The organism is Paeniglutamicibacter sulfureus, assembly GCF_039535115.1.
GTDB classification, from domain to species: Bacteria; Actinomycetota; Actinomycetes; order Actinomycetales; family Micrococcaceae; genus Paeniglutamicibacter; species Paeniglutamicibacter sulfureus.
Genome location: NZ_BAAAWO010000001.1, coordinates 2,812,366 through 2,838,127 on the forward strand (window position 1 = coordinate 2,812,366; position 25,762 = coordinate 2,838,127).

General features: G+C 65.8%; 26 protein-coding genes. 9 read left to right on the top strand and 17 right to left on the bottom strand.

The window, feature by feature from the left end; translation table 11 throughout:
• Positions 1 to 25: 25 nt before the first annotated feature.
• Positions 26 to 241, bottom strand: a complete 216-nt coding sequence (locus ABD687_RS12820) for a hypothetical protein (RefSeq protein ID WP_264271318.1) — start codon at positions 239 to 241, stop codon at positions 26 to 28.
• Positions 242 to 388: 147 nt separating this feature from the next.
• Entirely contained in the window at positions 389 to 835 is a 447-nt protein-coding gene (locus ABD687_RS12825) for an acyl-CoA thioesterase (protein ID WP_310290616.1), read from the bottom strand.
• A gap of 91 nt (positions 836 to 926) precedes the next feature.
• On the opposite strand from ABD687_RS12825, the gene ABD687_RS12830 reads away from it, so the two are divergent.
• A complete protein-coding gene (locus tag ABD687_RS12830) occupies positions 927 to 1,382 on the top strand; it encodes a pyrimidine dimer DNA glycosylase/endonuclease V (RefSeq protein WP_310290614.1) in 456 nt (151 codons plus the stop codon).
• Here the strand turns inward: ABD687_RS12830 and thpD are convergent.
• From thpD to exaC, 7 genes are all read right to left on the bottom strand, one after another.
• Positions 1,379 to 2,278 (bottom strand): ectoine hydroxylase, encoded by a 900-nt coding sequence (gene thpD, locus ABD687_RS12835; RefSeq protein ID WP_310290611.1) that lies wholly within the window; start codon positions 2,276 to 2,278, stop codon positions 1,379 to 1,381. The two genes, ABD687_RS12830 and thpD, sit on opposite strands and share 4 nt — an antisense overlap.
• Positions 2,279 to 2,422: 144 nt before the next feature.
• Positions 2,423 to 2,827: an ectoine synthase gene (locus ABD687_RS12840; protein ID WP_264271322.1), complete on the bottom strand. Its 405-nt coding sequence runs from the start codon at positions 2,825 to 2,827 to the stop codon at positions 2,423 to 2,425.
• 66 nt (positions 2,828 to 2,893) lie between these two features.
• Positions 2,894 to 4,162, bottom strand: a complete 1,269-nt coding sequence (gene ectB / locus ABD687_RS12845; RefSeq protein ID WP_217387023.1) for a diaminobutyrate--2-oxoglutarate transaminase — start codon at positions 4,160 to 4,162, stop codon at positions 2,894 to 2,896.
• Between the two features lie 143 nt (positions 4,163 to 4,305).
• Entirely contained in the window at positions 4,306 to 4,851 is a 546-nt protein-coding gene (gene ectA, locus ABD687_RS12850; RefSeq protein ID WP_254455710.1) for a diaminobutyrate acetyltransferase, read from the bottom strand.
• Positions 4,852 to 5,415: 564 nt separating this feature from the next.
• On the bottom strand, positions 5,416 to 5,829 hold the full coding sequence (locus ABD687_RS12855; protein WP_217387021.1) for a DUF779 domain-containing protein: 414 nt from the start codon (positions 5,827 to 5,829) through the stop codon (positions 5,416 to 5,418).
• Positions 5,830 to 5,977: 148 nt separating this feature from the next.
• On the bottom strand, positions 5,978 to 7,006 hold the full coding sequence (gene adhP, locus ABD687_RS12860; RefSeq protein ID WP_217387020.1) for an alcohol dehydrogenase AdhP: 1,029 nt from the start codon (positions 7,004 to 7,006) through the stop codon (positions 5,978 to 5,980).
• A 175-nt stretch (positions 7,007 to 7,181) separates the two neighbouring features.
• Positions 7,182 to 8,705, bottom strand: coding sequence for an acetaldehyde dehydrogenase ExaC (gene exaC / locus ABD687_RS12865; protein ID WP_302263786.1), 1,524 nt, complete (start codon positions 8,703 to 8,705; stop codon positions 7,182 to 7,184).
• Positions 8,706 to 8,960: 255 nt separating this feature from the next.
• Here exaC and ABD687_RS12870 point away from each other — a divergent pair, with 255 nt between their 5' ends.
• Positions 8,961 to 10,757, top strand: a complete 1,797-nt coding sequence (locus ABD687_RS12870) for an HNH endonuclease signature motif containing protein (RefSeq protein WP_302263784.1) — start codon at positions 8,961 to 8,963, stop codon at positions 10,755 to 10,757.
• Here the strand turns inward: ABD687_RS12870 and ABD687_RS12875 are convergent.
• The gene (locus tag ABD687_RS12875; RefSeq protein ID WP_302263782.1) at positions 10,754 to 12,064 is read right to left on the bottom strand and encodes a helix-turn-helix domain-containing protein; all 1,311 of its coding nucleotides are present in this window, start codon (positions 12,062 to 12,064) and stop codon (positions 10,754 to 10,756) included. The two genes, ABD687_RS12870 and ABD687_RS12875, sit on opposite strands and share 4 nt — an antisense overlap.
• Before the next feature lie 269 nt (positions 12,065 to 12,333).
• On the opposite strand from ABD687_RS12875, the gene ABD687_RS12880 reads away from it, so the two are divergent.
• Entirely contained in the window at positions 12,334 to 12,750 is a 417-nt protein-coding gene (locus ABD687_RS12880; protein WP_302263780.1) for a VOC family protein, read from the top strand.
• A gap of 325 nt (positions 12,751 to 13,075) precedes the next feature.
• Here ABD687_RS12880 and ABD687_RS12885 read toward each other — a convergent pair whose 3' ends face one another.
• Positions 13,076 to 14,344 (bottom strand): carboxylate--amine ligase, encoded by a 1,269-nt coding sequence (locus ABD687_RS12885; protein WP_302263778.1) that lies wholly within the window; start codon positions 14,342 to 14,344, stop codon positions 13,076 to 13,078.
• Positions 14,345 to 14,427: 83 nt separating this feature from the next.
• Here ABD687_RS12885 and ABD687_RS12890 point away from each other — a divergent pair, with 83 nt between their 5' ends.
• From ABD687_RS12890 to ABD687_RS12900, 3 genes are all read left to right on the top strand, one after another.
• Positions 14,428 to 14,757 carry a metal-sensitive transcriptional regulator gene (locus ABD687_RS12890; RefSeq protein ID WP_310290596.1) on the top strand — a complete coding sequence of 110 codons (330 nt, stop codon included), beginning with the start codon at positions 14,428 to 14,430 and terminating at the stop codon, positions 14,755 to 14,757.
• A gap of 73 nt (positions 14,758 to 14,830) precedes the next feature.
• Positions 14,831 to 15,154, top strand: a complete 324-nt coding sequence (locus ABD687_RS12895; RefSeq protein WP_302263776.1) for a heavy-metal-associated domain-containing protein — start codon at positions 14,831 to 14,833, stop codon at positions 15,152 to 15,154.
• Positions 15,155 to 15,229: 75 nt separating this feature from the next.
• Positions 15,230 to 17,512, top strand: a complete 2,283-nt coding sequence (locus ABD687_RS12900) for a heavy metal translocating P-type ATPase (protein WP_302263775.1) — start codon at positions 15,230 to 15,232, stop codon at positions 17,510 to 17,512.
• A gap of 96 nt (positions 17,513 to 17,608) precedes the next feature.
• Here ABD687_RS12900 and ABD687_RS12905 read toward each other — a convergent pair whose 3' ends face one another.
• The gene (locus ABD687_RS12905; protein ID WP_377700281.1) at positions 17,609 to 18,583 is read right to left on the bottom strand and encodes an EamA family transporter; all 975 of its coding nucleotides are present in this window, start codon (positions 18,581 to 18,583) and stop codon (positions 17,609 to 17,611) included.
• Positions 18,584 to 18,728: 145 nt separating this feature from the next.
• On the opposite strand from ABD687_RS12905, the gene ABD687_RS12910 reads away from it, so the two are divergent.
• Together ABD687_RS12910 and ABD687_RS12915 are read left to right on the top strand one after the other, a co-directional pair.
• Entirely contained in the window at positions 18,729 to 19,283 is a 555-nt protein-coding gene (locus ABD687_RS12910; RefSeq protein ID WP_302263774.1) for a CGNR zinc finger domain-containing protein, read from the top strand.
• Positions 19,284 to 19,340: 57 nt separating this feature from the next.
• On the top strand, positions 19,341 to 19,670 hold the full coding sequence (locus tag ABD687_RS12915) for a hypothetical protein (RefSeq protein ID WP_302263772.1): 330 nt from the start codon (positions 19,341 to 19,343) through the stop codon (positions 19,668 to 19,670).
• 330 nt (positions 19,671 to 20,000) lie between these two features.
• Here ABD687_RS12915 and ABD687_RS12920 read toward each other — a convergent pair whose 3' ends face one another.
• The 4 genes from ABD687_RS12920 to ABD687_RS12935 form a co-directional block, all read right to left on the bottom strand.
• Complete coding sequence (locus ABD687_RS12920) at positions 20,001 to 20,303, bottom strand: hypothetical protein (protein ID WP_264271336.1); 303 nt, start codon at positions 20,301 to 20,303, stop codon at positions 20,001 to 20,003.
• A 38-nt stretch (positions 20,304 to 20,341) separates the two neighbouring features.
• Positions 20,342 to 20,914, bottom strand: coding sequence for a hypothetical protein (locus ABD687_RS12925; protein WP_302263771.1), 573 nt, complete (start codon positions 20,912 to 20,914; stop codon positions 20,342 to 20,344).
• 34 nt (positions 20,915 to 20,948) lie between these two features.
• Positions 20,949 to 22,169, bottom strand: a complete 1,221-nt coding sequence (locus ABD687_RS12930) for an alpha-hydroxy acid oxidase (RefSeq protein ID WP_302263770.1) — start codon at positions 22,167 to 22,169, stop codon at positions 20,949 to 20,951.
• Between the two features lie 69 nt (positions 22,170 to 22,238).
• The gene (locus tag ABD687_RS12935; RefSeq protein ID WP_264271339.1) at positions 22,239 to 23,573 is read right to left on the bottom strand and encodes an MFS transporter; all 1,335 of its coding nucleotides are present in this window, start codon (positions 23,571 to 23,573) and stop codon (positions 22,239 to 22,241) included.
• Between the two features lie 145 nt (positions 23,574 to 23,718).
• Between ABD687_RS12935 and ABD687_RS12940 the strand changes: the two genes are divergently transcribed.
• On the top strand, positions 23,719 to 24,378 hold the full coding sequence (locus ABD687_RS12940; protein ID WP_310290590.1) for a GntR family transcriptional regulator: 660 nt from the start codon (positions 23,719 to 23,721) through the stop codon (positions 24,376 to 24,378).
• 12 nt (positions 24,379 to 24,390) lie between these two features.
• Here the strand turns inward: ABD687_RS12940 and ABD687_RS12945 are convergent, their stop codons facing one another.
• A complete protein-coding gene (locus tag ABD687_RS12945; protein ID WP_310290587.1) occupies positions 24,391 to 25,746 on the bottom strand; it encodes an MATE family efflux transporter in 1,356 nt (451 codons plus the stop codon).
• Between the last annotated feature and the right edge of the window lie 16 nt (positions 25,747 to 25,762).

The window sequence follows — 25,762 nt, forward strand, 5'->3', positions numbered from 1 at the left end:
CAATTAGACGGCATGTGCCGTGGAGTCATCGATCCGACCTGCGGTCCGCCGGATTCATTTTCGGCTTTTTCGCGCGAGTTTTGCGATACTGCACTCTGGCAAGCGCAACCCATACGAGCGCCATCACCGTGAAAATGACCCCGGCCCCGAATTCATCAGTGGCAAGCTGCCATACCCCGTACTCCAGAAAATACAGGGCAACGACGAGAGCCCAGAGGTAGCTGTTGGATGCCTTAAGCATGGGTCAATTCTCCACCGGGTACCGCCGAACGAAAATGCTTGCGATCGGAATCCGAGGGCGTGGAGAGGATATCGCCCAAGCGTCTTCACCGAACCCGAGATCTTCTGGCGCAAGAGATCCGCTACGGTAAACCTTCGGTGCGGAAAATCAGGTCCGGGCCTGGATCAGCGAACTCTCAAGCCAGCCGCGCTCCGGCTTGCTCAGCGCTCGCGATGACACCCCGTCCTCGGCTAGTGGAACCATCACCGTGGTCCCGTCAAACACCGGCTGGCCGTCCATATAACCGGAGTGGCGCACAGTGAAAGACTTGGTGCCGATGCGCACCACCCCGACCCGAATGCGGATCTCCGGCCGATAGAGAACCGGGCGGAGGTAGTCCACCTGCAGCGAGGCCACGACCAAACCGAATTCGAACCGCCCGGTGTGCGCATCGGGTCGTGACCAACGCAGCCTTGCCTCTTCCATGAGTGTCACAATTCGCGCGTTGTTGACGTGCCCCAGCGCGTCCATGTCCGACCAGCGCAATTGCAAGGAGAGTTCGAAGGGCCCATCTGTCACCCGGCCTGCATTTTCGCGTGAGATTTCTTCATTCATCCCATCATTGCACCAGAGCCGCGTGGAAAGTCCGCTGTTGTTTACGGCACCGGGGGGCCCGGTGTTTCCGACGCATCGCTAGGATGGGTGGATGCGCCTATGGAGCCTGCACCCCCAATACCTGGACACCAAGGGCCTGCTCGCCTGCTGGCGGGAGACCCTGTTGGCGCAGAAGGTGTTGGACGGAAAGACCACGGGCTACCGGAACCACCCGCAATTACAGCGTTTCCGGGCCACGGAAGATCCACTCGCCGCGGTCGGAAACTACCTCGAGGGCATCGCCCTGGAGGCAGATGCGCGCGGCTACAACTTCAACCGGGCGTTGGTTTTGCGCCCGCCTGCCCGCGGCCCGATCCGCCTGCTGACGGTCACCGCCGGTCAGGTCGGCTACGAGCGCGAGCACCTGCTGGGCAAGCTGGCGGTGCGCGATCCGGATCGCCAGGCCCTGTTGGCAGCGGCTGACCCGCCCCGGCTGCACCCCGCCTTCGGGGCCGTCCCCGGGGACATCGAGTCCTGGGAACGGCCCGAAGCCGGACGCCGGAGCTAGCCGGCCGGGGTGAAGTCCCGGACCCCGATGTAGTCCGGGCGCGGCTGGTCCGCGCCGAACGGTTCGACCAACGTGTTTTCGACGCTGTTGAACACGATGAAGATGTTCGAGCGCGGGTACGGGCTCACGTTGCCGTTCGAGGCGTGCATGCAGTTCGAATCGAACATCACTGCCCCGCCGGCCTTGCCCTCGAGCACGTCAATCCCGTATTCATCGGCGAACCGGGTCAGCGTCTCCTTGTCAGGGGTTCCTGCTCCCTGCATGATGAGGGACTTCTTGTAGTTGTCCTCCGGCGTTTCGCCACCGCAGGAAATGAACTTCTTGTGCGAGCCGGGCATGATCATCAACGGCCCGTTGAACGTGTAGTTGTCGGTCAGCGAGATCGAGATGCTCACCGCCCGCGGGTCCGGCATGCCGTCCTCGGCGTGCCAGGTCTCGAAGTCCGAGTGCCAGGAGAATTCCTTGCCCTCGAAGCCCGGCTTGAAGTTCACCCGGGACTGGTGGATATAGACCTCCGAGCCCAGGATCTGCCGGGCCCGGCCCACCACGCGGGGGTCGTTGGCGATCTTCTTGAAGACCTCGCTGGTCCGATGCACGTCGAAGATCGAGCGCACCTCCTGGGACTTCGCCTCGATGATGGTCCGCTCGTCGGCCCTCACCGACGGGTCTTCCGACATCCGGCGCAGCTCCACCCGGAGAACCTCCAACTCCTCGGGGTCCACCAGCTGGTCGATGGCCAGATAGCCCTTGGACTCGAAACCCTGCAGGGTCTGCGCGTCAATGGGTCCATCGGCCGCGGTTCCCCAGGCCACCGGGCCCGGGCGATCAAGCACCATGTAGTTGCTGCCTGTTCGTGTTGGATACGCATCGTGGTGGCGACGCAATGTCTCCGTCATGTCCGTTCCTCCTCGGTTTTTTAACTTGTCTGCGCCGTACCGCGCAGACACGGATGTGCCGGACCCTTCGGGGCCGGCACATCGCACTGCCCTGCCCCGTGGGGCAGGCAAGTCCACGGGGGGCGAATGGCCCCCCGATGCGGGTCAGGAAGCCGAAACCGCCTCTTCGACGATCAGCGGGTAGACGCCGTTCTCGTCGTGGATCTCGCGGCCCGTCACCGGCGGGTTGAACACGCAGGCCATGCGCAGCTCGGTGGTGGCGCGCACGGTGTGCTTCTCATTGCCGTTGAGCAGGTACATGGTGCCGTCGCCCAACTGGTGCACCTCACCGGTCTCCTCGTTGGTCAGCGTCCCCTCGCCCTGCACGCAGTACACGGCCTCGATGTGGTTGGCATAGTGGAACGTCGAGGTGGTCCCGGCGTAGATCACGGTGTCGTGGAAGGAGAAGCCGACGCCCTCCCCCGCAAGCACCATGCGGCGGCTGCGCCAGGTCTCCGACTTGACGTCGCGGTCGGTGTCGTTCAGGTCGTTCAGGTTGGTAACCAGCATGTGTCCTCCAAGGGGATCGATAGTGTACTCGGCGGCCGTTGCCGGCCATGGAAGTCGGGGGGGTGATTAGGCGGAGGCCAGCGCCGGGGTGCCGGCGACGGTGCGCACTGCCGCGGCGAGGATCGCCAGGCCGCGGCCCAGTTCCTCGTCGGTGACGGTCAGCGGCGGCATGAGCTTGACGACCTCGTCATCGGGACCGGAGGTCTCGACCAGCAGTCCGTTCGCAAAGGCCTCGGCGGCGACCTTGGAAGCCGTCTCCAGATCCGGGAAGATGATGCCCACGAGCAGGCCGCGGCCGCGGAGGCCCGCGCCCTCGACGGTGCCAGCGATTTCCTCGAGTCCGCGGTGCAGCGTCTCGATGGTGCCCGCCAGCTGCTGCTGGAACTTGTCGTCGGCCCAGTAGGTGCGCAGCGCGGCGGTGGCGGTGACGAAGGCCGGGTTGTGGCCGCGGAAGGTTCCGTTGTGCTCGCCCGGCTCCCAGACATCCAGTTCCGGACGGAACAGCGTCAACGCCATCGGCAGCCCGTAGCCGGAGATCGACTTGGAGACGCATACGATGTCCGGCTCGATCCCGGCTTCCTCGAAGCTGAAGAAGGTGCCGGTGCGGCCGCATCCGGCCTGGACATCGTCGACGATCAGCAGGATGTCGTGGCGCTTGAGCAGCGCCGCGAGGCTGCGCAGCCATTCGATGCGGGCGGCACGCAGGCCGCCTTCGCCCTGCACGGTTTCGACGATCACGGCGGCCGGCTTGTCCACGCCGGAGCCCGAATCCTCCAGGACCCGCTCGAGCCACATGAAGTCGGCGGTGGTGCCGTCGAAGTAGTCATCGTAGGGGATCTTGGAGCTGTTGGTCAGCGGGATGCCGGCGCCCTTGCGCTTGAGCGAGTTGCCGGTGACCGACAGCGAGCCCAGGGTCATGCCGTGGAACGCGTTGGTGAAGGAGAGGATGTGCTGGCGCCCGGTGACCTTGCGGGCCAGCTTCAGGGCGGCCTCCACCGTGTTGGTGCCGGTCGGGCCCGGGAACATGACCTTGTAGTCAAGGTGGCGCGGCTTGAGGATCAGTTCCTGGAACGTCACAAGGAACTCTCGCTTGGCCGGGGTCATCATGTCCATCGAGTGGACGACCGCGCCGCTGGAAAGGTAGTCCAGCAACGGCTTGGTCAGCGCGGGGTTGTTGTGCCCGTAGTTCAGGGCGCCGGCGCCGGAGAAGAAGTCCAGGTACTCGGTCCCGTCCTCGGAAGTCTGCGTGGCGCCTTTGGCGTGCGTGAACACGACGGGCCAGCTGCGGCAGTAGCTGCGGACTTCGGATTCCAGGGTTTCAAAAATATTGCTCATGGTCTTTCCCTTCAATAGGTATGACAAAGCTGCGGCCGGTCCTCGAAGGAGCTGGCCTCGGTGCGAAGATACTGATGGTGGTGCGGGCAGGTCGGGCCGCCCGCTGGCCGCAATGGATACGGCGTGGTCAGGAAATGGTGCCGCTAGCGGCTTCCGGCGGCAGCCAGTTCAGGCACCGGTGAATTGGTGCCATGCCCCAGCGGGCCGATCCTGTACAGGTACTCGGTGTCGTGGTCGTCCGGGTAGAGCTCGGGGGTAAACAACGCCGTCCGGGTCAGTTCGGCACCGTGCCGTTCGGCGAAACGGGTGAACAGCCGGTTGGAAGGCGCGTTGTCATCGGTGACCGTGGTCTCGAGCAGTTCCGCGCCGCTGCGTGTTGCCAATTCGTCGAGCATGGCCGCAGCCAGGCCGCGCTGCTGGAAGTCGGCACCCACGGCGACCTGCCACACCATGAGTGTTCCCGGGTCCTCGGGGCGCAGGTAGCCGGTGACGAAGCCGGCCGGGGCACCGTCGATTTCGGCGATGAGCGACGTCTCGGCGAAGTCGCGGGCCCAGAGCAGGTACGCGTACGAAGTGTTCACGTCCAGTACTTGGCTGTCGTGGGCCATCTGCCACAGGGCGCGGCCGTCGGATACTGCTGGTTGGCGGAATGTTGCCTCGGACAATGTGTTTTCGAGTTCTTCAACCATCCATTCCAACGTAGCCATATGTCAGCAGAACTCAACCCCGAGTCCGGGGATTTGACAAGAATCGGCCAACGCCGGGGCTGCCGGCCCATTCGGAGGCATCCCATGGGCGACTAAGGAAGCGCGGGGGTCGAGCGGGACCCGAAAAAGGCCCGAAATACCGTTATCATTTTGTTATATTACGAAGGGTCCCACGGCCCCGGGCGCGATCCGGGGGCAGAGTGGTCGACATTGAAGGAGCGGACTGGCATGCGGGAAAGCTGCAACGTCGCCGAATGAATCCGCTCATCGGAGCATCTACCTCTGTTGCGGGCGATCGCCGGAGACCCGAAATCGACGCCACACCGGGTATGACGCCACACCGGGTATGCAGAGACCCGTTCCCCGTGGCCACCGGGATCCAGGGAACCCTGGCCGTCAATCCCGACCCCGCTTTCGCCTGCCAATGGAGTTGGCCAAACCGGGCGCCGCTTACCCCCCTAAGGCTTGCACGTAAACCGCGGCCTAGCTTCCGGGATACGTGCCTGACGGTACGCTGCGGTGCTTTCCTGCGGGTGGGAGCCGCCTTTAGCGTTCAGGAAACTCGATGATCTCGCTGCGGATCAGGAACCTCTTGCCCTCGGGCGCTTCCACGGAGAACCCCGAGCCTCGTCCGGGAACCACATCAATGGTCAGCTTGGTGTGCTTCCAGTACTCGAACTGCTCCCGGCTCATCCAGAAGTCCAGGGAGCCCAACGCACCGTCCTCGCCGTCCGGCAGCGCGAACGTGCCCAGCAGGATGTCCGAATCGCCGGTCTTGAACTCCCCGGCCGGGAAGCACATGGGCGAGGACCCATCGCAGCAGCCGCCGGACTGGTGGAACATCAGCGGCCCGTGCCGGTTCCAGAGCTTGCGCAACAGGTCAGCGGCCTCCTGCCCGAGCGCCACCCGCGAAAATTCCTCGCCGGCAATCGCCGGCGCCGACTCGATGACGTTTTCCATGGTCGTGCTCCCTTGTGCTTGTGGGTGTTTCCAATGGCAGACACCACCGCCCGGCACCGTCTTGGGGGATCGGTGCCGGGCGGGAGGTGTGGAACGGTTCCTGCACTGGCCCTGCCCTGGTTCCACGGGGCAGGGGGCTGGGCGTCCGCTACTTGTTGACGTAGTCGATGACCACGCGGCCATCGATCTTGGCGTGCTTCATTTCGTCGAAGACCGCGTTGACGTCCTCAAGCGGGCGGGTGTGGAAGGTGGGCTTGATCTTGCCGCGGGCGTAGAACTCCAGCGCCTCGTCCATGTCCTGCCGGGTGCCGACGATTGATCCGCGGATGGTCAGGCCCTTGAGCACGATGTCGAAGATCGGTGCCGGGAAGTCCCCCGGCGGCAGGCCATTGAACACGATGGTTCCGCCGCGCCGGGTCATGCCGATGGCTTGGCCGAATGCCGCCGGGTGCACCGCGGTGACGAGCACCCCGTGGGCGCCGCCGGTGGCCGCCTGGATGGCCTCGGCCGGGTCTTGCGCGAACGCGTTGACGGTGACCTCGGCGCCGTGGCTGCGGGCCAGGGCCAGTTTTTCCTCGGCGACGTCTACCGCGGCGACCCGCATGCCCATGGCGACCGCGTACTGCACTGCGATGTGCCCGAGCCCGCCGATGCCGGAGATGACGACCCACTGGCCGGGCTTCACTTCCGTCTGCTTCAGGCCCTTGTAGACGGTCACGCCGGCGCAGAGCACCGGGGCGATCTCGTACGGGTCCGAACCCTCGGGGATGTGTGCGGCGAACTTCGCATCCACCAGCATGTATTCGCCGAAGGAACCGTTGAGAGAGTATCCGCCGTTCTGCTGCGACTCGCAGAGGGTTTCCCAGCCGGTGCCGCAGTACTCGCAGCTGCCGCAGGCGCTGGCGAGCCAGGCGTTGCCGACCAGGTCGCCGACCTTGACCTCGGTGACGCCTTCGCCGATCTTCACGACGTTGCCGACGCCCTCGTGTCCGGGGACCAGCGGGAGGATCGGCTTGATGGGCCAGTCGCCCTCGGCGGCGTGGAGGTCGGTGTGGCAAACGCCGGAGGCGATGACCTTGACCAGCGCCTGGCCAGGGCCTGGCTCGGGGATCTCGGTGGTTCCAACGGTGAGTTCGTCGCCGAAGTTCTCGACTATGGCTGCGCGCATGGTGCTCATCAGTATTTCCTTGTCATTGGTTGATGGCGCGGGGACAGGGGGTTCGTGCACCGGAAGGTGACTGGCCCCTGATCACGCACCACGGAAGCAGGGCGGAAAGCGGGTGGTGCTCACGTGCGGGGGTGGTGCGCATTGGAGGGGTCGGCGGCTTTCCGGCCGCCGACCCCAGGGCGGTTTAGAAGAAACCGAGCTTGTTCTCGGAGTAGGAGACCAGCAGGTTCTTGGTCTGCTGGTAGTGGTCCAGCATCATCTTGTGGTTTTCGCGCCCGATGCCCGAGGACTTGTAGCCGCCGAACGCCGAGTGCGCCGGGTAGGCGTGGTACTGGTTGACCCAGACGCGGCCGGCCTGGATGTCGCGGCCTGCGCGGTATGCGGTGTTGCCGTTGCGGCTCCACACCCCCGAGCCCAGCCCGTAGAGGGTGTCGTTGGCGATCTCGATGGCGTCCTCGTAGCCGGAGAACTTGGCGACCGAGACGACGGGGCCGAAGATCTCTTCCTGGAAGACGCGCATCTTGTTGTGGCCCTCGAAGATGGTCGGCTGCACGTAGTAACCGCCGGCCAGGTCGCCCTCGAGTTCGGCGCGGCCGCCGCCGGTGAGCACCTTGGCGCCCTCGGCCTTGCCGATGTCCAGGTAGGAGAGGATCTTTTCCAGCTGGTCGTTGGAGGCCTGGGCACCCATCATGGTCTCGGTGTCCAGCGGGTTGCCCTGCTTGATGGCCTGCGTGCGCTCCACGACGTCGGCCATGAACGTGTCGTAGATGGATTCCTGGACCAGGGCGCGCGAGGGGGCGGTGCAGACCTCGCCCTGGTTCAGCGCGAACATGGTGAAGCCTTCCTTGGCCTTGTCGTAGAACGCGTCGTCCTTGGCCGCGACGTCCTCGAAGAAGATGTTCGGGGACTTGCCGCCGAGTTCCAGGGTGACGGGGATGAGGTTCTCGGAGGCGTACTGCATGATCAGCCGGCCGGTGGTGGTCTCGCCGGTGAAGGCGATCTTGCGGATGCGTTTGTTGGAGGCCAGCGGCTTGCCGGCCTCGACGCCGAAGCCGTTGACCACGTTCAGCACGCCGGCCGGGAGCAGGTCGCCGATCAGTTCCATGAGCACCAGGATCGAGACCGGGGTCTGCTCGGCGGGCTTGAGCACGATGGCGTTACCCGCCGCCAAGGCCGGGGCCAGCTTCCACACGGCCATGAGGATCGGGAAGTTCCAGGGGATGATCTGCCCGACCACGCCGAGCGGCTCGTGGAAGTGGTAGGCGGTGGTGTGCTCGTCGATCTGCGAGAGGCCGCCCTCCTGGGCGCGGATGGCGCCGGCGAAGTAGCGGAAGTGGTCGACGGCCAGCGGCATGTCGGCGTTGATGGTCTCACGCACCGCCTTGCCGTTGTCCCAGGTCTCGGCGACTGCGAGCATCTCCAGGTTTTCCTCGATGCGGTCCGCGATCTTGTTCAGGATCACGGCGCGTGCCGCCGGACTGGTCTTGCCCCAGGGTCCGGCTGCGGCCTCTGCCGCGTCAAGGGCGGCCTCGATGTCCTCGGCGGTGCCGCGGCCGACCTCGCAGAAGCCCTTGCCGGTGACCGGGGTGATGTTCTCGAAGTACTCGCCCTTGATCGGGGCGACCCACTGGCCCCCGATGTAGTGCTCGTAGCGGGACTTGAACTGGACCAGGGAACCCTCGGTGTTGGGGTTGGCGTAGACCGTCATGACGACTCCTTGCAATCGGTGGTGTGGTGCGACTCTGGACGTGAGCCTACTCACACCAACGTTGCGGCAAGGTTGCATCAGTCCCTTCCACGGCGCCGGGCACCTCCGAACTATCCCCGGCACCCGTCATGTGCCGGCAATCCACGTTGCACCATGACCCGTTTCGCCCGCCGCCACAGTTGCCCGCGTCCACTCTCCCCCACATTTCCCCGTTCCGGCAGCGGCCCGGGTCGTGGGCGGAGCACACTCGAGCGCATGAGGACTTCCGCTGCACCGATCCCCCCGAGGGGGCATGCGCGCACCGACACCGCGATCCGCCACCTCGCCGACGCGGTGGCCCGGTTGCGTGCCGCGCAGCGGGAGCTCGACGGGCTGGAGCCGGACGCGGCATCCGCCGCACTGTTGCTGGGCCTGCTGGAACAGGGGAACCGGGCGATCGCCTACGAGCAGCTGCGCACCGCCTTCCGAGCCGATGCGAACCAGGTGCACCGGCTGGACCCGGACACCGCGGCCGCCATCGACGCGCTGGCCGCCGACCCCGGCGCCTTGGCCGAGGGCACCGCGGAAGTTCCTCCTGAACGGATATGCCCGGGGATGGCACCGCACCGCGACACCGCCTCCTGGTTGCAGGCGCACCTGCACATCTCGGCCACCGAAGCCCGCCGCCGGATCACCGGCGGCCGTTTGCTCGTCGCACCGGCACCCACCCCGCCGGAGTCTCCCGACCATGGCCAGGACCGCCGGTCGCCAGATGAACCCGCAGCACGCGTGTCGGCGCCCCTGTTCCCGCTGCTGGCCGGGGCCGCGGCCGACGGGTCCGCCGACGTGGGCACCCTGGCGCAGCTGGCCGGGCGGCTGGAGTCGATGCAGCCGCGCATCGCCGAACGACCCGACGCGGCGAACCTGAACACCGCCATCGAAGAATCCCTGGTCCACGAGGCCCGCACCCGGGAGCCGAGGCACTCCCACAAGGCTCTCGCCGACTGGGGCACCTATCTGGCGGAGAACGGCGCCCCGATCACCGACGAGGAGATCCTGGCCAAGCGCGGCATGGTTTACCGCGGTTACCGCGACGGCTGCGACGAGTACCTGTTGCGCTGCGACCCCATCGACTCCGAAACGATCCTCGCCTTCGCCGAGGCCTGGACCAACCCGCGCTCCGACAAGCTCCCGCCCGCCTCCGCCTCTACCGGCGGTCTCGCCATCGATCCCGGCACCGGCACCACGGGCGCCAGCGGCCCGGGTCCCGACGCAGCGCAGGTCTCCGACGCCGCCGCTCCGGTCGGCATGCCCGCGCCCGAGTGGGCAGTGGCCCCGGGCACGAGCCCGGACCTGGTCCCGCGAAGCGAATGGGCGTGCGGACCCCCCGCCACCGCCGACGGCACGAATGCTGCGAACCCCACCGCCAAACCCTGGGACACCTCGACGTGGTGGGAGGCCCGCGACCCGCGCACCGCCCCCCAACTGCTGTTGGACGGGGTAATCGCCGCCATCAGCGGCACCCTGAACGGCACCGGCGTCCCCGAATCCGGGGGCCTGCGCGTGAAGGTCGGGGTGCTGATCGATTACCGCGCCCTGCTGGGCCAATGCGAGGACGCCGGGATCACCGACCACGGCCGCCCGATCTCCGCCGCGAGCATCCGCCGCCTCGCCTGCAACGGCGACATCCTCCCCGCGGTGCTCGGCACCGAGGGGGAGATCCTAGATCTGGGACGGGAGGCACGCAGCTTCTCCCCGGCGCAGCGCAAGGCCCTGGCCATCCGCGACCGCGGCTGCGTGGTCCCCGGCTGCCACCGTCCTGCCGCAACCACCGAGGCCCACCATGTGAAGCCCTGGCAGGAGGGCGGGCCCACCAGCGTGGACAATGGATGTCTGACCTGCGCTTTCCATCATCTGCAGGTCCATTCCGGCCTGATCACCCTAAGAATGGTCAACGGGATCCCGTACGTCATTGCCCGGGCCGGGCAGCCCCGCGGAGACCCGGAACGAAACCTGTACTGGCACCCCGAACTGCGCACCGCCGGCTACACCCCGCCGATGTTCACCGACTAAGAACGGGTTTCGAGCCGTTCAAGCGCGGCAACCACCATGGCCCGGCGGGGCGAGCGGGCGGGCAGCACCTGCAACGTGGTTCCGAGGACCTCCTCGTCGTCCTGCACCTCGGGCAGCTCCAGGAAGCGAAGAAGTTGCGCATCGGTGCCATCCTGCAGCATCCCCTGCCGCAGGGCGGCAAAGACCTCGTCTCGGATCACCTCGATGCCCGGGGCCTGCGAGCGCGGGAGGACCGGACCCGCAAAATGGGCCAACGCTGCGTCGAGGTCACCGCCTTCTATGGCTAGCAGCACCTCCCGGGCGTCGCTTTGCGGCATACTCCCGAGCCGATACGGGCGAGAAAGGGGTACCAGCAGTGGATCGAATTCCGCCAAGACCTTGCGCAATCTGACCATTTCCGCCCGGAGCGTTCCCACATCGGCGGCATCGGGATTGAGATGCAACAACTCGACCAATTCCTCGCCGGTTAGCCCGCGGGGATGCCAACTCAGCAACGCGAGCAGTTCCGCGTGCCTGGTACTTAGATCAATGACCTTGTCGCCGCGGTGGAGCTCCGCTCCGGCGCCGGAGGTCAGCCGAAGCATTGACCTCGATACCGGTTCGGATTTCACCCGGGAGGCCGAAGGAACAATAAAGGACCTTTGCGACGGTTCGACTTTTTCCTGGTGCCAGCGCAACTCGGACTCGGCCGCCGCCACCGCCGCTTTCAGGAGTGCCAGTGAATGTGCGGCGACGGCTTCCTCGCCGCCGGTAATGTCCACGACGCCGAGTATTTCCCCGGTGCCTGGCGCATGGATGGGGACAGCTGTGCAGCTCCAGCGTTGGGCAATGGGGTCGAAGTGTTCCGCACCTGAAACCTGCACTCCGCCTCGGGTGGCAAGCGCCGTGCCCGGCGCCGAGGTACCCACTGTGCGTTCGGACCAATCGGCACCGGGCACAAAAGCCATGGATTCGGCGTCCTGCAAGGCCTGGCTGTCTCCTTTGACCCAGAGTAGGCGTCCCGTGGGATCCCCGATGGCCAGGATCAACCCGGTCTCCCGTGCCGGTTCGAGAAGGAGCCGGTCAAAAACCGGAAGAACAAGCCGCAACGGCGAGGTGCTCCGCAATTCGCGCAGGGCATCGTCGCTGAGCACCGTGTGGGCGTTGGATTCGGCCTTGCCCTTGTATTCCAGGGACCGCAGCCATGATTCGCGAACAACGTCGCGCAATTTCCAAGCCACGTGGTCGAGCGCCCCGATTCCCAGCGTCTCGTGGGCCGCCAGCGCACTGCGCTGCAGTGCCGGCGATGCCGGAGAATTGAGACGCATTTTTCACCTTCCGGGGAACAAGGAGCCAAGGCGTGGAGTACCGACTGACACCCAGTGTGATCCCCTTCACCATGCGCTCCCCAGCTTAGGTGAGATTCCTGGTCAGCTGAACCCCAAATGCACCCACGGCGGTCACCACATTCCCCGTGCAAGCGCAGGGATCCCGCAACCCTTGCCCCGACCCCCATGGCCCGAGCATTATGGGTTCGTGACGGTTTCGCACTTCACGCCCATGCACCCCCTTTCCCCCAAGCAAAGGAGCCGGCCCCATGGCCCGCATGATTTTCGTCAATCTTCCCACCAAGGACCTCACTGCCTCGGATGCGTTTTATGCCGGGCTGGGATTTGAAAAGAACACCGACTTTTCCAACGACGTGGCCTCCGCATGGATGATCACCGAGACCATCTGGGTCATGGTGCTCACCGAGGAGTTCTACTCCTCGTTCCTGCGCAACGGAGACAAACCCACCTACGGCGCCGGCCCGCGTGAGGTGCTCAATGCCATCAGCGGGGAAACCCGTGAGGAAGTCGACGAGTACGCACGCCGCGCACTTGAACATGGCGGAACCATCTACCGCGAGGCAGCGGAGGAGTTCCCGGGCATGTACTCGGTGGCCTTCCTGGATCCCGACGGCCACGAGTGGGAAGTGGGCTGGATGGACATGTCATCGGCCCCCGGGTCCTAAGGAACCTGAAAAGAAGAGGCAGTCGTTCCTTGCGCTCCATAGGTCGCAAGGAACGACTGCCTCGTGGTTTCCGGTGCAGGGGCCTCCAGGGTCACCCCGTGCAGGCCTCGTTGGAACAACCTGCATCGCGTGGTGCCCAATGGGCCTCGTTCTCGCCCTTGTCCTCCCACACGATATGGCGATGCTGCCCGCATCGTTCGCAGGAAGGCGCCAAGTAGGTGGCGCGCTCGGCATCCGTGTACAACTTGTAGTCACCCATGTTTTTCTCCCTTGAACCTTGCGGAACTAAAGTGCAATCACTCTACGCCCGAAGGGGAGGGGAACTCTAGGATGCCGGGTGGTGGCGCTTGAACTTGCGGTAGTGGTTTACCGTGCTCACCAGGATGTAGAACCAGCGGCGGGGATTGGTTTCTTTCTTGTAGTACAGCGGGTGGCTATAGCGCTTGGCCGAAATGAGTTCCTCGACCTCGTTCTTCATGTCGCCCGGAAGGTAGCGACGCAAAAGGCGCAGCGGGAGGATGTTGTAGAGGTGGAAGTTCTCCGCGACCTCTAGCTCCGCTCCCCCGGATAATCCGCCGCGAAGGTATTCCTCGACGTAGAAGCGCGTCACGTTGTGGCCGGCAGCGGTGATATAGAAGTGGTTGCGGCCCAGGCGCGGGTTCAGTTCGAAGAACTTGTAGGTCCCGTCGCGCGGGTCCAACTTCATGTCGAACATGGAAAAGCCGGTCCAGCCGAGGGCGTCGAGCAACCGGGACCCTTCGGCAACCGCCGTCTCGTTGGGCTGAGTGACAATGGCAGCGGAGTTTCCCAGCGCGCCGGGGGCATGCTCCTCGACGATGACCCGCCCGCAGGAGACAAATCGGACCTTGCCGCTTCGGTCGCTGAAGAACGTGGCCAGGTGCATGCCGCTGTCATCGCCCGGGATCAGGTCCTGGATGACCAAGGTGCCGGCGTACCCGGCGTTGGAGGCGTTGGCGATGAGCTCAGTCAATTCCGCCAGCGATGCGACGGTGTGGACCTTCTTCTTGCCCGCGAACTCCAGTGCACCCCAGGCCACTCCGTCCGAGGGCTTTACGATGGCCGGGAACGGAACCCCCTCGGCGGCAAGCTCCGCCTCAAGAGCCACCGGATCCGCGGATGCCCCGGCACAGTCGTGGACCACGGTGGCCGGGTAGCTGACGCCAAGGTCGCGGCAAAGTTCGTAGAAAGCATCCTTTTCCGTGGCCCGGTCCAACTCCGCATTGCCCACATAGGGGATGGTGAACCATTCGGCGAGCTCTTGGGCATGGGTGGCGATGAAGCGGATGTGCTGGTCGGCGGCACCCAAGAGCAACAGCGGCCGCTTGGCACCGTTGGTGCCGCCGAATTCGCGTCCCAGCCCGGACACGAAGGCGGCGAACGCCGCCGGATCGTCCTGCCGGGCGAAGGGCCGCGGCACCAGGACCCGCGAGTGCTCGGTAATGCCGGTCATCACCGAGGGGACGACCACCGAAAGCACGTCGTACTGCTCGTGGAACTCGCGCGCCAACGAGTACGCGCCGATGTCACCGCCCAAAATGACAGGGACGAAGGGCTGGTTCTCGTTGATCTGCATGATCCAAAACTATCAACCCGGCACAAATCGGATACCCCATGGGGGTACTTGACTTAATACCCTCAGGGGGTATTATTTGGGGTATGGAAAACATCACCCTTCCGATCGACGAGCATGTCGGCCACGGATACACAGCCAACAAGGAAGCGCTGCTGAAGCGCCTCAACCGCATCGAGGGCCAGGTCCGCGGCGTCAATCGGATGGTCAATGGAGACAAGTACTGCATCGACATCCTCACGCAGATCTCCGCCATCAACGCTGCCCTGCACAAGGTCAGCCTCGGCCTAGTCGAAGAACACGTCTCCCATTGCGTCGTGAACGCCGCAGCGCAGAGCATCGAAACCGGCGACCAGTCCTTTGTGGACGAGAAGGTCGCGGAGGTCACCACGGCCATTGGCCGACTGCTGCGCTAGGGGGGCTGCGCTAGGGGGGCACACGCGATCCCTGAATTCCACACACCCAAGAAACCACTCCCCAGGAGAAAACATGAGCGATACATCTAACGGCGGTTGCTGCGGCGGGAGCTGCGGATGCAACTCGAATGAAGGACTCACCATCACCACGCGACCGGAGGGCATCATGAGCCAGAACAACATCACCCTAAAGATCGACGGCATGACCTGCGGCCACTGCGTCGCATCCGTCACCGAGGAACTGCGCGAAGTTGAAGGCGTCACCAATGTAGAGGTCTTCCTCTCCGCAGGAGGCACCTCGACCGCCAACGTCACCACCAACTCACAGGTGGATAACGCAGTGCTGACCCAGGCAGTCCAGGAGGCCGGCTACACCGTCGTCTCCACAGACGCCTAGGCCCACTCCCGATTGCCAACGCACGGGGCGAGCACCCAGATGCACGGACCATCGCCCGCCCCAGGAACGGAAAAGATGAGCAACGAAACAACCTTCCCCGCCAACCAACGCATCATAGAACTAGATATCCAGGGCATGACCTGCGCATCGTGCGTGGGACGGGTTGAGCGCAAGCTCGGCAAGATCGACGGCGTCGAGGCCCTGGTGAACCTGCCGCTGGAATCGGCGCGGATCACGGTCCCGGAATCCATCAGCGACGAGCAGATCATTGCGACCGTGGAGTCAGCCGGATACCAGGCCAGCCTGAAGGCCGACCGCTATGCCGCCGCGCCTTCCCAGGCGCAGTCGGCTTCCATCGGCACTGTCGAACCGCCCAAGGCCCCGCGCACGGACCACATCACCGGGCACGGCGGAAACGACCTGAAGAAGCGACTGGTTGGTGCCGCGATCTTCACGGTTCCGTTGTTCATCATTTCCATGATCCCTGCGGCGCAGTTCCCCCACTGGGGTTGGGTCGCGTTGGTTCTGGCCACGCCCGTAGTCTTCTGGTCGGCCTGGCCGTTCCACCGCGCCGCCGCGATCAATGCGCGGCACCTGGCCTCCACGATGGACACGCTGGTGTCGATCGGGGTGCTCGCCGCGTACTTCTTCTCCCTGTGGCAATTGGCGGTTGACCCGATGCTGACCGCCCACATCGGCATGCCGATGAGCGAACACGCCCTGTACTTCGAGACCGCAGGCGTCGTGGCGACGTTCCTGCTTTTGGGACGCTTTCTGGAGGCGCGCGCCAAGTCGAAGGCCGGGGACGCACTGAAGACGCTGCTGGACCTCGGCGCGAAGGAAGCCGTCGTGCTGCGCGATGGTGTCGAAACGAAGATCCCCGCCGCCGAACTGGTGCCCGGCGACGAGTTCGTGGTGCGCCCGGGTGAAAAGATCGCCACCGACGGCTTCGTGGTCACCGGCCACTCCGCCGTGGACACGGCACTGGTCACCGGAGAATCGGTGCCTGTCGAGGTCGGACCGGAAGACACCGTCACCGGCGCCACCATCAACACTTCCGGCCGCCTGCTGGTGCGCGCCACCCGGGTCGGCAAGGACACCACCCTGGCCCAGATGGGCCGACTGGTTTCCCAGGCGCAGACCGGCAAGGCCCCCATCGCCCGGCTCGCCGATAGGATCTCCGCCGTCTTCGTTCCGATCGTGCTGGCCATTGCTGTGCTGACCTTCGTGTTGTGGCTGGTATTCACCGGGGATATCAACGCCGCGGTTGCCGCCTCAGTCGCGGTGCTGGTCATCGCCTGCCCCTGCGCGCTGGGCCTGGCTACCCCCATCGGCCTGCTGGTGGGGTCCGGACGCGGGGCCCAACTGGGCATCTTGATCCGCGGACCACAGGTCTTGGAGGACACCCGCAAGATCGACACCGTATTGCTGGACAAGACCGGAACCATCACCGAGGGCAACCTCGCGGTCACTTCCACCGTCCCGGCCGCCGGTTTCGATGCCGCCACGCTGCTGGCCCTGGCCGGCGCCGCGGAATCGGGTTCAGAGCACCCCATTGCCCACGCCATCGTTGCGGCGGCGCGTGCAGAGGCACCGTTGGCAAAGGCCACAGCGTTCACCTCCGCCCCCGGTGGCGGGGTCAAGGCCCGCATTGGAGACCGGACCGTGGTTGCGGGACGGTCGAGCTGGATGCGGGAAAACGGAGTCCAGCTCAACGAGTCAGACCACCTGAGACTGCGCGAGGCCCAGCAAACCGGTGCCACCGCCATCATGATCGGTGTCGACGGCGCCTTCGCCGGACTGGTCAACCTCTCCGACACCATCAAGGAGTCCTCCGAGGCGGCGATTGCCCGGCTGAAGGAACTGGGACTGCGCCCGGTGCTGTTGACCGGCGACAATGCCGCAGTGGCCGCGCAGGTTGCATCCCGGGTCGGCATTGCCGAGGCCGATGTCTTTGCCGATGTCTTCCCCGAGGGCAAGGCCCAGGCCGTGCGCAAGCTGCAGGCCGAGGGCCGGGTCGTTGCCATGGTCGGCGACGGGGTCAACGACGCTCCGGCACTCGCCCAGGCGGACCTCGGGATCGCCATGGGATCGGGAACCGACGTCGCCATCGAGGCTGCGGACCTGACCATCATGGGCAATGACCTCAACCAGGTGGCCCAGTCCATCGAGCTGTCCCGCAAGACGCTGGGCACCATCAAGATGAACCTGTTCTGGGCCTTCGTCTACAACACCGCCGGCATCCCGGTGGCGGCACTCGGGTTCCTGAACCCGATGATTGCCGGGGCTGCCATGGCCGCCAGCTCCGTGCTGGTGGTCGCCAACTCACTGCGACTGCGCAGCTTTGGGCGCAAGTAGCAACGTCCGAGCCACGACGAGGCCGGTGTGTGGCGGCAGCGCTTCCCGTCTGGGGCACTGCGGCTGCACACCGGCCTTGCGTGTTGGCCGCGCTGGCTACCGGCTGCGCAATTCGTCGGCCCGTACCAGCAGCACGCCGCCGACGATCAACAGTCCTCCGAGCAACTGGACTCCTGCGGGCAGCTCACCCAGCAGAAGCCACGCCCACAGCACGGCGAAAAGCACCTCGGTGAGCGAGATGAAGGAAGCAAGCTTCGAGCCCAGTGTCCGGGCTGCCATGATGCCGGTGACATAAGCGATGACCGTGGAGAACAGCACCAGTCCGCCCAGTGCCACCCACCACTGGGTTTCCCAACTGGCCAGCTTCACGGGCACGAACCTCACCTGCATGTCCAGCAGGCCGACCACACCCAGAATTCCCATGGCCGCTGCCCCCACAAGCAGCCCGCCGGTGGCCAGCACGATTGGAGGCAGTGCGCCATCGGCTCGGGCGCTGACGAAGAAGTAGACCGTCAAACCTACGGCAGCACCCAGTCCCCAGAGCACCCCAATCGGGTCAACGCGCGTCTCACCCGCCAGATCCAGGACGGCGACCAGGCCGGCGAGGGCAAGGAGCGCGCCACCGATCGTCATGGCCTTGGGAGTCCTGCGGTGGCGAACCCACAGAAAGAGCACGATCAGCACGGGGGCCAGGTACTCCAGCAGCAGCGCCACTCCCACATCGAGTCTTTCGACGGCCAGGAAATAGCAGAATTGGCAGGCGCCGACGCCGAAAAGCCCAAAGAGCAGGATCGACTTCCAGTTGCGGGCCAGCAGCGACCACTTGCCACGCATGATCAGCAGCGTGGGAATCAGCAACACCAGTGCTGCGCCTGCCATGCGCAGCGTCACCGCCGCGGCGGGACTCCAGCCCGCCTCCAGCAGCGACTTGGCGAACGAACCAGACAGGCCGAAGACCGCCGATGAAAACAGCGCAATGCCGACGCCGCCCAGGCGTGGGCGCGAGGACGACACCGGGACTGCAGGGGGTGACAGCTGTGCCAACTGTGTGGGGATTTCTTCTCTTGGCACGGCGATACGCTCCTTGGCAAAGTCGGCCCGACGCGCGAAGGGGGCTTGTGGCCGCAACGACTGTCAGGAGTAAAATTATGTATGATCATGACACTAGATCCACGGGGGTTTCCCCGTCAATCCACAGTGCACCACAGGAGTCACATTGATCTTTGCCCCTGACACAGAGGTTGCCCTGGGCACTGTCGTTGCCCTCATCAACTCATCAGTCCAAGCTTCCGACGGGCTGCTCACGCGTGCCGACCTCAACGAGTTCCTCAACGAGCAGGGGTTCACCGGCTCTCGGACCCACAATGACGCGGAGCTGCGCTCGGTACGCCAACTGCGCTCCCAGCTGCGCAAGCTGTGGTCCGCCTCCGAGGAGGAGGCCGTGGACAGGGTCAACAACATCCTGCGCAACGCCCGCGCCCTGCCGCAATTGGTCAAGCACGACGGGTGGGAATACCACATCCACGCCACCACGCCGGAGGCGCCACTGAGCGAGCGCATGGCGGTGGAAGCCGCCATGGCCCTGGTGGATGTGTTGCGTTCGGGCGAATTGTCGCGCCTGCGGGCCTGTGCGGCCGAGGACTGCGAGGCGGTGCTGTTGGACCTCTCGAGGAATCGTTCGAAGCGCTATTGCGACACCGGCAACTGTGCCAACCGGGAGCACGTGCGCGCATACCGCCAGCGAAAATCCGAGCAAAAACCCGGGCTGTGAACATACACTGGAGCCAGGGCCGAAAGTGTATTAGGCCCGCCGATCGGAGGAGCCACCGTGAACAGCGAAGAAGCCCCGCAACCACACGCCGCTGACGAGTACGAAGTCGACCTGGAGAAGTCCCATGACGGCCCGGCAAGAGCCGCCGCCCGCTGGGCCGCCGCGCTGGTCAATGGCTTCTTCGGCGGAGCCGGATCCGACGCAGTCGGTGCTGCCGTCGTCGTCCACCGGATCGACAACAAAGCCGAGGTGCTGCGCATCAATGCGGGCAGCATCGAGGATGCCGAGTCAATGGTGGCGATGGTCCGCTCGGACCTCGAGGAGCTGGACCACGACGAATTCCTGGATCGCTGGGGCGGGCGCGACGGCGCCGAGCCCGCGCTCTAGCCCGTCAGCAGCACAAGCCATGCCGTGGAGGCAACCACCTGGCCTTCACGGATCTATCCTGCGGGAAAGCCTTGCCGGCGCCTGAACCTGTGCTCGGAGCCCTTGATCATCGGGACAAACACCAAAAGACCACGCGCGAAAATGAAGGCGCCCGTCAGCGCCGCCGTGCGGAAGCGATGTACGTCCGGTCGCCGTGAGGGACTGGGAAGAAGCCTTGTTGCAACAAGGTTGCCAAGAAATCGACGCCCGCACTTTCTTCACCGCCACCGCCGGTTAACCAACGATGCCGCCCGGGATTCCCGGGCGGCATCGTCCAAAAGCGTGGTTTATCTAGTTCTTCTTCTTGGGCTTCGCGTCCGGGGTTTCCGACGAGCGGTTGACTCCGGATCCGGTTCCCATTTCCTCGGGGTTTTCCTTGCCCGCCATGGTCATCACGGAAATAATCAACAAGCACGCGACGAAGGCGACGCCAAAGGCCACAAGCCCGATGTCGATACGCAACGGGTTATCCGAGCCACCGGTTGACGAAATGGTGGCAATGACGCCGGCAACGATGCCCATGACCAAGGAGAAGGAAAGGGGTGCCTTGATGCTCTGCTGCCAAGATTTTTTCTCGGCTGGGGTGTTGCCCACGAAAGGCCCTCCTACAGGTTTTTGGTTCAACATTTATTCTAGCTCCAAAGCCCGGTCTCGGGTTCCTTCGCGGCATGGCGCAGGCCGAAGGCCGAGATCAGTACGAACACCGCCAGGATAATGGCGCCACCGCCTGCCAGACCGAGCAATCCGTGGGCGTCCAAGTGCAGACCCATCAGCAGCGACGCCCCCGCGCCCAGGGACACGAAGCCGGTGACCAGCTGATCCTTGAACGGGACGAACTCGGCGCGGTGCCGAATGAAGACCACGATTTCCAGTGCGCCGGCGAGGATCCACGCGGCGGCCCCGGCGATCGCGACCACAAGGGTCTCGGGACGGAACGCCATGACCAGGCCCGCGAGGATCATGGCCACCGCGGAACCCGCATAGAGCCCGCGCACGGACTTCGGGGCGCTCGGGACGCTGGCATAGTCCCAGAGGAACTTTGCGCTGATCACCATGAAGGCAGCCAACGAGTAGGCCAGCACCTGGTTGTTGGCGGCGGGCCAGAATATGGACACGAGCGCAAAACCGGCGGCCGTCGCGGCGCGCCCCATCACTGGGGTGGCTACTTCGGCGGCAATGGTTGCGGGGATTTTTACTGCAGGCACGTCCACAAGTCTACCGGCGATGGAACCTCCGGCCTCATTCGCGCCCGGGCCGCCGACGGATCAACCCCGGGCCGAGGTCGGCGATCGTGGCCGCTCCCATGAGCTGCATGTTGACCTCGATTTCCTTGGCCAGCAGTTCGATGACCCGCGCGACGCCTTGCTCGCCACCTGCCATCAGCCCGTAGAGGTAGGCGCGGCCAATGAGGACGAAGTCGGCCCCGGCGCAGAGCGAGGCGACGATGTCGGCACCGGACATGATGCCCGAGTCCAGGATGATCTCCACCCCCGCACCGACTTCGGCACGCACCTCGGACAGCGCTTCGAAGGAGACCGGGGCACGGTCCAGCTGGCGACCGCCGTGGTTGGAGACCACCAGTCCGTCGGCCCCGGCGTCAACGGACTTGCGCGCGTCCTCGGTCGTGAGCACCCCCTTGACGAAGAGCTTGCCGTCCCAGATCGAGCGGATCCATTCCAGGTCGGCGAAGGAGAGCGTCGGGTCGAACATCGAGTTGATCAGGGTGGGCAGGTCGGTGGCGCTGTTGGACAGCGAGGCGAACTTCAACGAGTCGGTGGTCAGGAAGTTGAACCACCATTCGGGGCGGTAGGAGGCATCCAGCACCGTTTTAAGGTTCAGCTTGGGCGGGATGACCATGCCGTTGCGGGCATCGCGCAGGCGCTGGCCGGCCACGGGAGTGTCGACGGTGACCAGCAGGGTGTCATAGCCCGCGGTCCTGGCACGCTCCAGCAGCTGGCGCGACTTCTCGCGGTCCTTCCACAGGTAGAGCTGGAACCAGCGGCGGGACTCCGGTGCCGCCTCGGCGACCTCCTCCAGCGAGCGGGTGCCCATGGTGGACAGGGAGAACGGGATGCCGGCGGCCGCGGCGGCGCGCACCGCGCCGGTCTCCCCCTCGGCATGCATGAACCGGGTGAACCCGGTCGGGGCGATGCCGAAGGGCAGTGCCGAGGACGCACCGGCAATGGTGGTGGACAAATCCGCCTTCGCGGTGCCGTGCAGGATGCGCGGAATCAGCTCGATCGAGTCGAGTACCTCCCGGGAGCGGCGGTAGGTCAGCTCGCGCTGGGCCGCGCCGTCGACGTAGTCGAACGCCGGTGTGGGGGTGCGCCGCTTGGCGATGGCGCGCAGGTCCCACACGTCGGCGGCCTTGGCCAGTCGTGCCGCCCGCCTGTCCAGGGTGACGGGCTCGAAGTTCATCAGCGAGCGAAGTTCGGATATCTGCGGCAGGCGGCGCTTCATGGGGGGGGTGTCCGGCTTTCTGTGGATCGTGCGTGGGGGGATGGTGCGTGGGGCACGGGGAAGGGCGGGTCAGTGGTTGGCGGGAACCCTCAGGGAGAGCAGAACGGCGATCGCCGAGAGCAGGCAGCATGCCAGCAGGTAGCCGGCGGCCAGGTGCGTGCTGCCGTCCGCGGCGTTGACCAGGGCGGCGGCTATCAGCGGGCTGAGCCCGGCAACCACGGCCCCGTTGGTCTCGCGAGCCACGCCGATTCCGCTGAGTCGGCGCTGTGGCGGGAAGAGGTTGGTGAGGAATGCACCCTGCGCACCGCTGGTGGCCGGGATGACCAGCCCGTAGCCCAGCGCGATCGCGGTGAAGGCCAGGGCGAAGCTGCCGGCGCTGAGCAGCCCGAAGATCGGGTAGGCCAGCACCGCGCCCATGACGGAGCCGAAAAGCAGCACCTTCGCGGCGCCGAACCTGTCCGAAAGTCGGCCACCCACCGGGGTCAGCGCGACGGAGACCAGCGAGCCGAGGGTGACGGCCAACAGCGCGTCGGACTTGGCCAGCCCCACCAGCGGGGAGGTCATCAGGCTCAGCGCGTAGACGGCCAGGATGTAGTTCATGGCATTGTGCCCGGTGATGGAGAAGAACCCGATGAGGACCTGGCGCCAGTCGCGGGCCAGCACGTCGCGCAGCGGCAGCCGCGACTTCGTGCGTTCGGCCGCCGCCTTCTCGACGGCCCGGGAGTACTCCGGGGTTTCCTCGAGCCGGTTGCGGATGTACAGGGCCAACAGGAAGAGCACCGCGGAAACGAGGAACGGGACGCGCCACGCCCAGCCCAGCAACGCCTCGGTGCCCAGCGAGGACACGGCAAAGAAGGCGAAGGTGGCCAGCGCGATGCCGGCCGGCGGGGTGGAGAGCACCAGCGAGGTATAGAAGCCGCGGCGCTTCGGCGGGGCGAATTCGGCCACCAGGGTCATGGCCCCGGCCAGCTCGGCTCCGGCCCCGAAGCCCTGCAGCAGCCGCAGGATGACCAGCAGCAGCGGGGCGGCCGCCCCGATTGCCGCGCTGGTAGGCAGCAGCCCCACGCCGACGGTGGCCACGCCCATCAGGACGATGGTGAGCATCATGGCCGGGCGCCGGCCGTACTTGTCGCCGATGTGCCCGACGATGACCCCGCCCAGCGGTCGGGCGACGAACCCCACCGCGAAGGTGGCAAAGGCCATCATGGCGGCGGCCGAGGACACCGCCTCGGAGAAGAAGAGCGGGGCGATGACCAGGCCGGCCGCCGCTCCATAGAGCGCATAGTCGTACCACTCGATGACCGTGCCGAGAACCGCGGCGAAGACTGCCCGGCGTCCGGCCGGGGTGAGCCGCTGGTTCTCGGCGCGTTGTTCCTCGGCGCGAAGCCCGGGGTTAGTGGTCATCGTTGACATCCATCCGTCCAAAATCCTGAAAAATCCCTGAAAGATATTTCTAACAGGGAGGTAGTATCTTTCACAAGGGCCGCGGAAGCATCCGGCCCAATGTGACGCGGGCACCGACGCCCGCCGACCCGAGGGAGTTTCACCGATGAGTCCATCGCTCACCGATCGCCTGGTCGTGCAATTGCGCGCGGCCATCCTCTCGGGACGGATCGCCCCGGGAAGCATCGTGGTCGAGCCGCGCCTGGCCGAGGAGTACTCCGTTTCCAAGACGCCGGTCCGCGAGGCGCTGCGCCTGCTGACCTCCCAGGGCCTGCTCACCGTGTTGCCCAAGAAGGGCTATCTGGTGCGCACCATGGGCCTGCACGACGTGCAGGAAACCCTTGACCTGCGCATGCTCCTGGAACCGCACGCGGCGGCCGCCGCCGCCGGATTCCTGCCGCAGGAACTCACCGTGAAGCTGCGCCAGCTACTCGATACCCAGGCAGCGCTGTCCGCCGCCGACCCGCTGGGGGCCATGAAGGCGGCCCAGGACTTCCACCAGGCCATCGCGGACGCCTCGCGCAATTCACGCCTGGCCGATTCCCTGCGGCGCTGTTTCGACGAGACGGCCCGCGCCCACCACGTGCTTCCGGGGCTGCAACACTATATGGGCGCCCCCACCGAGCTGGCCGAGCACGAGGCCCTCTACGCCGCGATCGCCGCGGCGGACGCGCGGGCGGCCGAGGAAGCCATGCGCGTGCACCTGCGTTCCATCCGCACCGCCATGGCCCAGCAGTTCACCGACCCGGGGAGCCTTTGGGCCTGATTTTCCCGCGGCTCAGGCTCCCAGGCGCATCCATTTGTCGTTGCGCACCCGCCACGTGAGCGTCGCGGCGCGGGCGAGCATGAAGCCCAGGCCGAATGCCACCCAGATCCAGGCGACGGCCGAGACTCCGGCGTGCTCGAAGCGCGTCACGATGAAGAGCAGCGGCAGGTAGACCAGCAGCGTGACGACGCCGGCGACCGCCAGGTAGCGCGCGTCCCCGGCACCGATCAGCACCCCGTCCAGCACGAACACGAGTCCGCAGACCGGTTGGGACGCTGCGAGGATCCAGACCCCGACCATGGTTGCCTCCCGCACCGAGTCATTCGTGGTGAACAGCGCGCCGACAAAGGGGGCGATGACCGCCAGCAGCGCGCCGGTTGCCACGCCGAAGTACAGGCCCCAGCGGCACATGGTCCTGGTCAGCAGGTTGGCCCGCACCGCGTCGCCGGCCCCCAGCTCCTTGCCGATCAGCGCCTGCGCGGCAATGGCCAGCGCATCCAGCGCAAAGGCCATGAAGGTGAAGATGGTGAAGACCAGCTGGTGGGCGGCGAGCGTGAGAGCCCCCTGTCCGGTGGCCACCCAGACCGTGGCGAGCAGCGCCAGGCGCAGCGACAGCGTGCGCAGCATCAGCCAGGATCCGACCTGCCCGGTGCCCAGCACCCCGCGCCCGTGCGGCGCCAGCGACTGTCCGGCATTGCGGATCCGTGGAATGAGCATCCACAGGTACACCGCGGCCATCCCCCATTGGGCGATCGAGGTGCCCAGCGCGGCACCGGCAACGGACATCCCCAGCGGGTAGACCAGGATGAGGTTAAGCGCGATGTTTGCGGCAAAGCCTATCCCCGCCACGTAGAGCGGGGTCTTGGTGTCCTGCATGCCGCGAAGCACCCCGGTCGCGGCGAGCACCAGCAGCATCGCGGGTATGCCGAAGGTGGAATATTGGATGTAGTCCACCGCAAACCGGAGCACCTCGCCCTGGGCTCCCATGGCGGCCGCCAGCATGGGTGCACCGAAGAACCCGGCCAGGCCCAGGACCACGCCCAGGCCGAGGGCAAGCCAGATCCCGTCGCGCCCGGCGGCCATGGCCCGCCCGAGGTCGCCGGCGCCGATGGCCCGGGCTACGGCGGGGGTGGTGGAGTATGCCAGAAAGACCATGAGTCCCACCGCGGTTTGCAGGACCGTGGTCCCCAGCCCCGCGCCGGCAAGTTCGTTGATGCCCAGGTGCCCGACGATGGCCATGTCGGCCAGCAGGAAGAGCGGCTCCGCAATGAGAGCGCCCAGCGCGGGAACGGCCAGTGCCAGAATGGTTCGGCCCAACCCGCGGGACGCATCGGGGGTGACGACCTGTTTCCTGCCTGCTTCTTTCACCCCACCAGCCTACCGG

Bases quoted from the DNA above. Each gene is read 5' to 3' on its own strand.
- ABD687_RS12820 (WP_264271318.1), bottom strand. From the start codon at position 241: ATGCTTAAGGCATCCAACAGCTACCTCTGGGCTCTCGTCGTTGCCCTG.
- ABD687_RS12825 (WP_310290616.1), bottom strand. From the start codon at position 835: ATGAATGAAGAAATCTCACGCGAAAATGCAGGCCGGGTGACAGATGGG.
- ABD687_RS12830 (WP_310290614.1), top strand. From the start codon at position 927: ATGCGCCTATGGAGCCTGCACCCCCAATACCTGGACACCAAGGGCCTG.
- thpD (WP_310290611.1), bottom strand. From the start codon at position 2,278: ATGACGGAGACATTGCGTCGCCACCACGATGCGTATCCAACACGAACA.
- ABD687_RS12840 (WP_264271322.1), bottom strand. From the start codon at position 2,827: ATGCTGGTTACCAACCTGAACGACCTGAACGACACCGACCGCGACGTC.
- ectB (WP_217387023.1), bottom strand. From the start codon at position 4,162: ATGAGCAATATTTTTGAAACCCTGGAATCCGAAGTCCGCAGCTACTGC.
- ectA (WP_254455710.1), bottom strand. From the start codon at position 4,851: ATGGTTGAAGAACTCGAAAACACATTGTCCGAGGCAACATTCCGCCAA.
- ABD687_RS12855 (WP_217387021.1), bottom strand. From the start codon at position 5,829: ATGGAAAACGTCATCGAGTCGGCGCCGGCGATTGCCGGCGAGGAATTT.
- adhP (WP_217387020.1), bottom strand. From the start codon at position 7,006: ATGAGCACCATGCGCGCAGCCATAGTCGAGAACTTCGGCGACGAACTC.
- exaC (WP_302263786.1), bottom strand. From the start codon at position 8,705: ATGACGGTCTACGCCAACCCCAACACCGAGGGTTCCCTGGTCCAGTTC.
- ABD687_RS12870 (WP_302263784.1), top strand. From the start codon at position 8,961: ATGAGGACTTCCGCTGCACCGATCCCCCCGAGGGGGCATGCGCGCACC.
- ABD687_RS12875 (WP_302263782.1), bottom strand. From the start codon at position 12,064: ATGCGTCTCAATTCTCCGGCATCGCCGGCACTGCAGCGCAGTGCGCTG.
- ABD687_RS12880 (WP_302263780.1), top strand. From the start codon at position 12,334: ATGGCCCGCATGATTTTCGTCAATCTTCCCACCAAGGACCTCACTGCC.
- ABD687_RS12885 (WP_302263778.1), bottom strand. From the start codon at position 14,344: ATGCAGATCAACGAGAACCAGCCCTTCGTCCCTGTCATTTTGGGCGGT.
- ABD687_RS12890 (WP_310290596.1), top strand. From the start codon at position 14,428: ATGGAAAACATCACCCTTCCGATCGACGAGCATGTCGGCCACGGATAC.
- ABD687_RS12895 (WP_302263776.1), top strand. From the start codon at position 14,831: ATGAGCGATACATCTAACGGCGGTTGCTGCGGCGGGAGCTGCGGATGC.
- ABD687_RS12900 (WP_302263775.1), top strand. From the start codon at position 15,230: ATGAGCAACGAAACAACCTTCCCCGCCAACCAACGCATCATAGAACTA.
- ABD687_RS12930 (WP_302263770.1), bottom strand. From the start codon at position 22,169: ATGAAGCGCCGCCTGCCGCAGATATCCGAACTTCGCTCGCTGATGAAC.
- ABD687_RS12935 (WP_264271339.1), bottom strand. From the start codon at position 23,573: ATGACCACTAACCCCGGGCTTCGCGCCGAGGAACAACGCGCCGAGAAC.
- ABD687_RS12940 (WP_310290590.1), top strand. From the start codon at position 23,719: ATGAGTCCATCGCTCACCGATCGCCTGGTCGTGCAATTGCGCGCGGCC.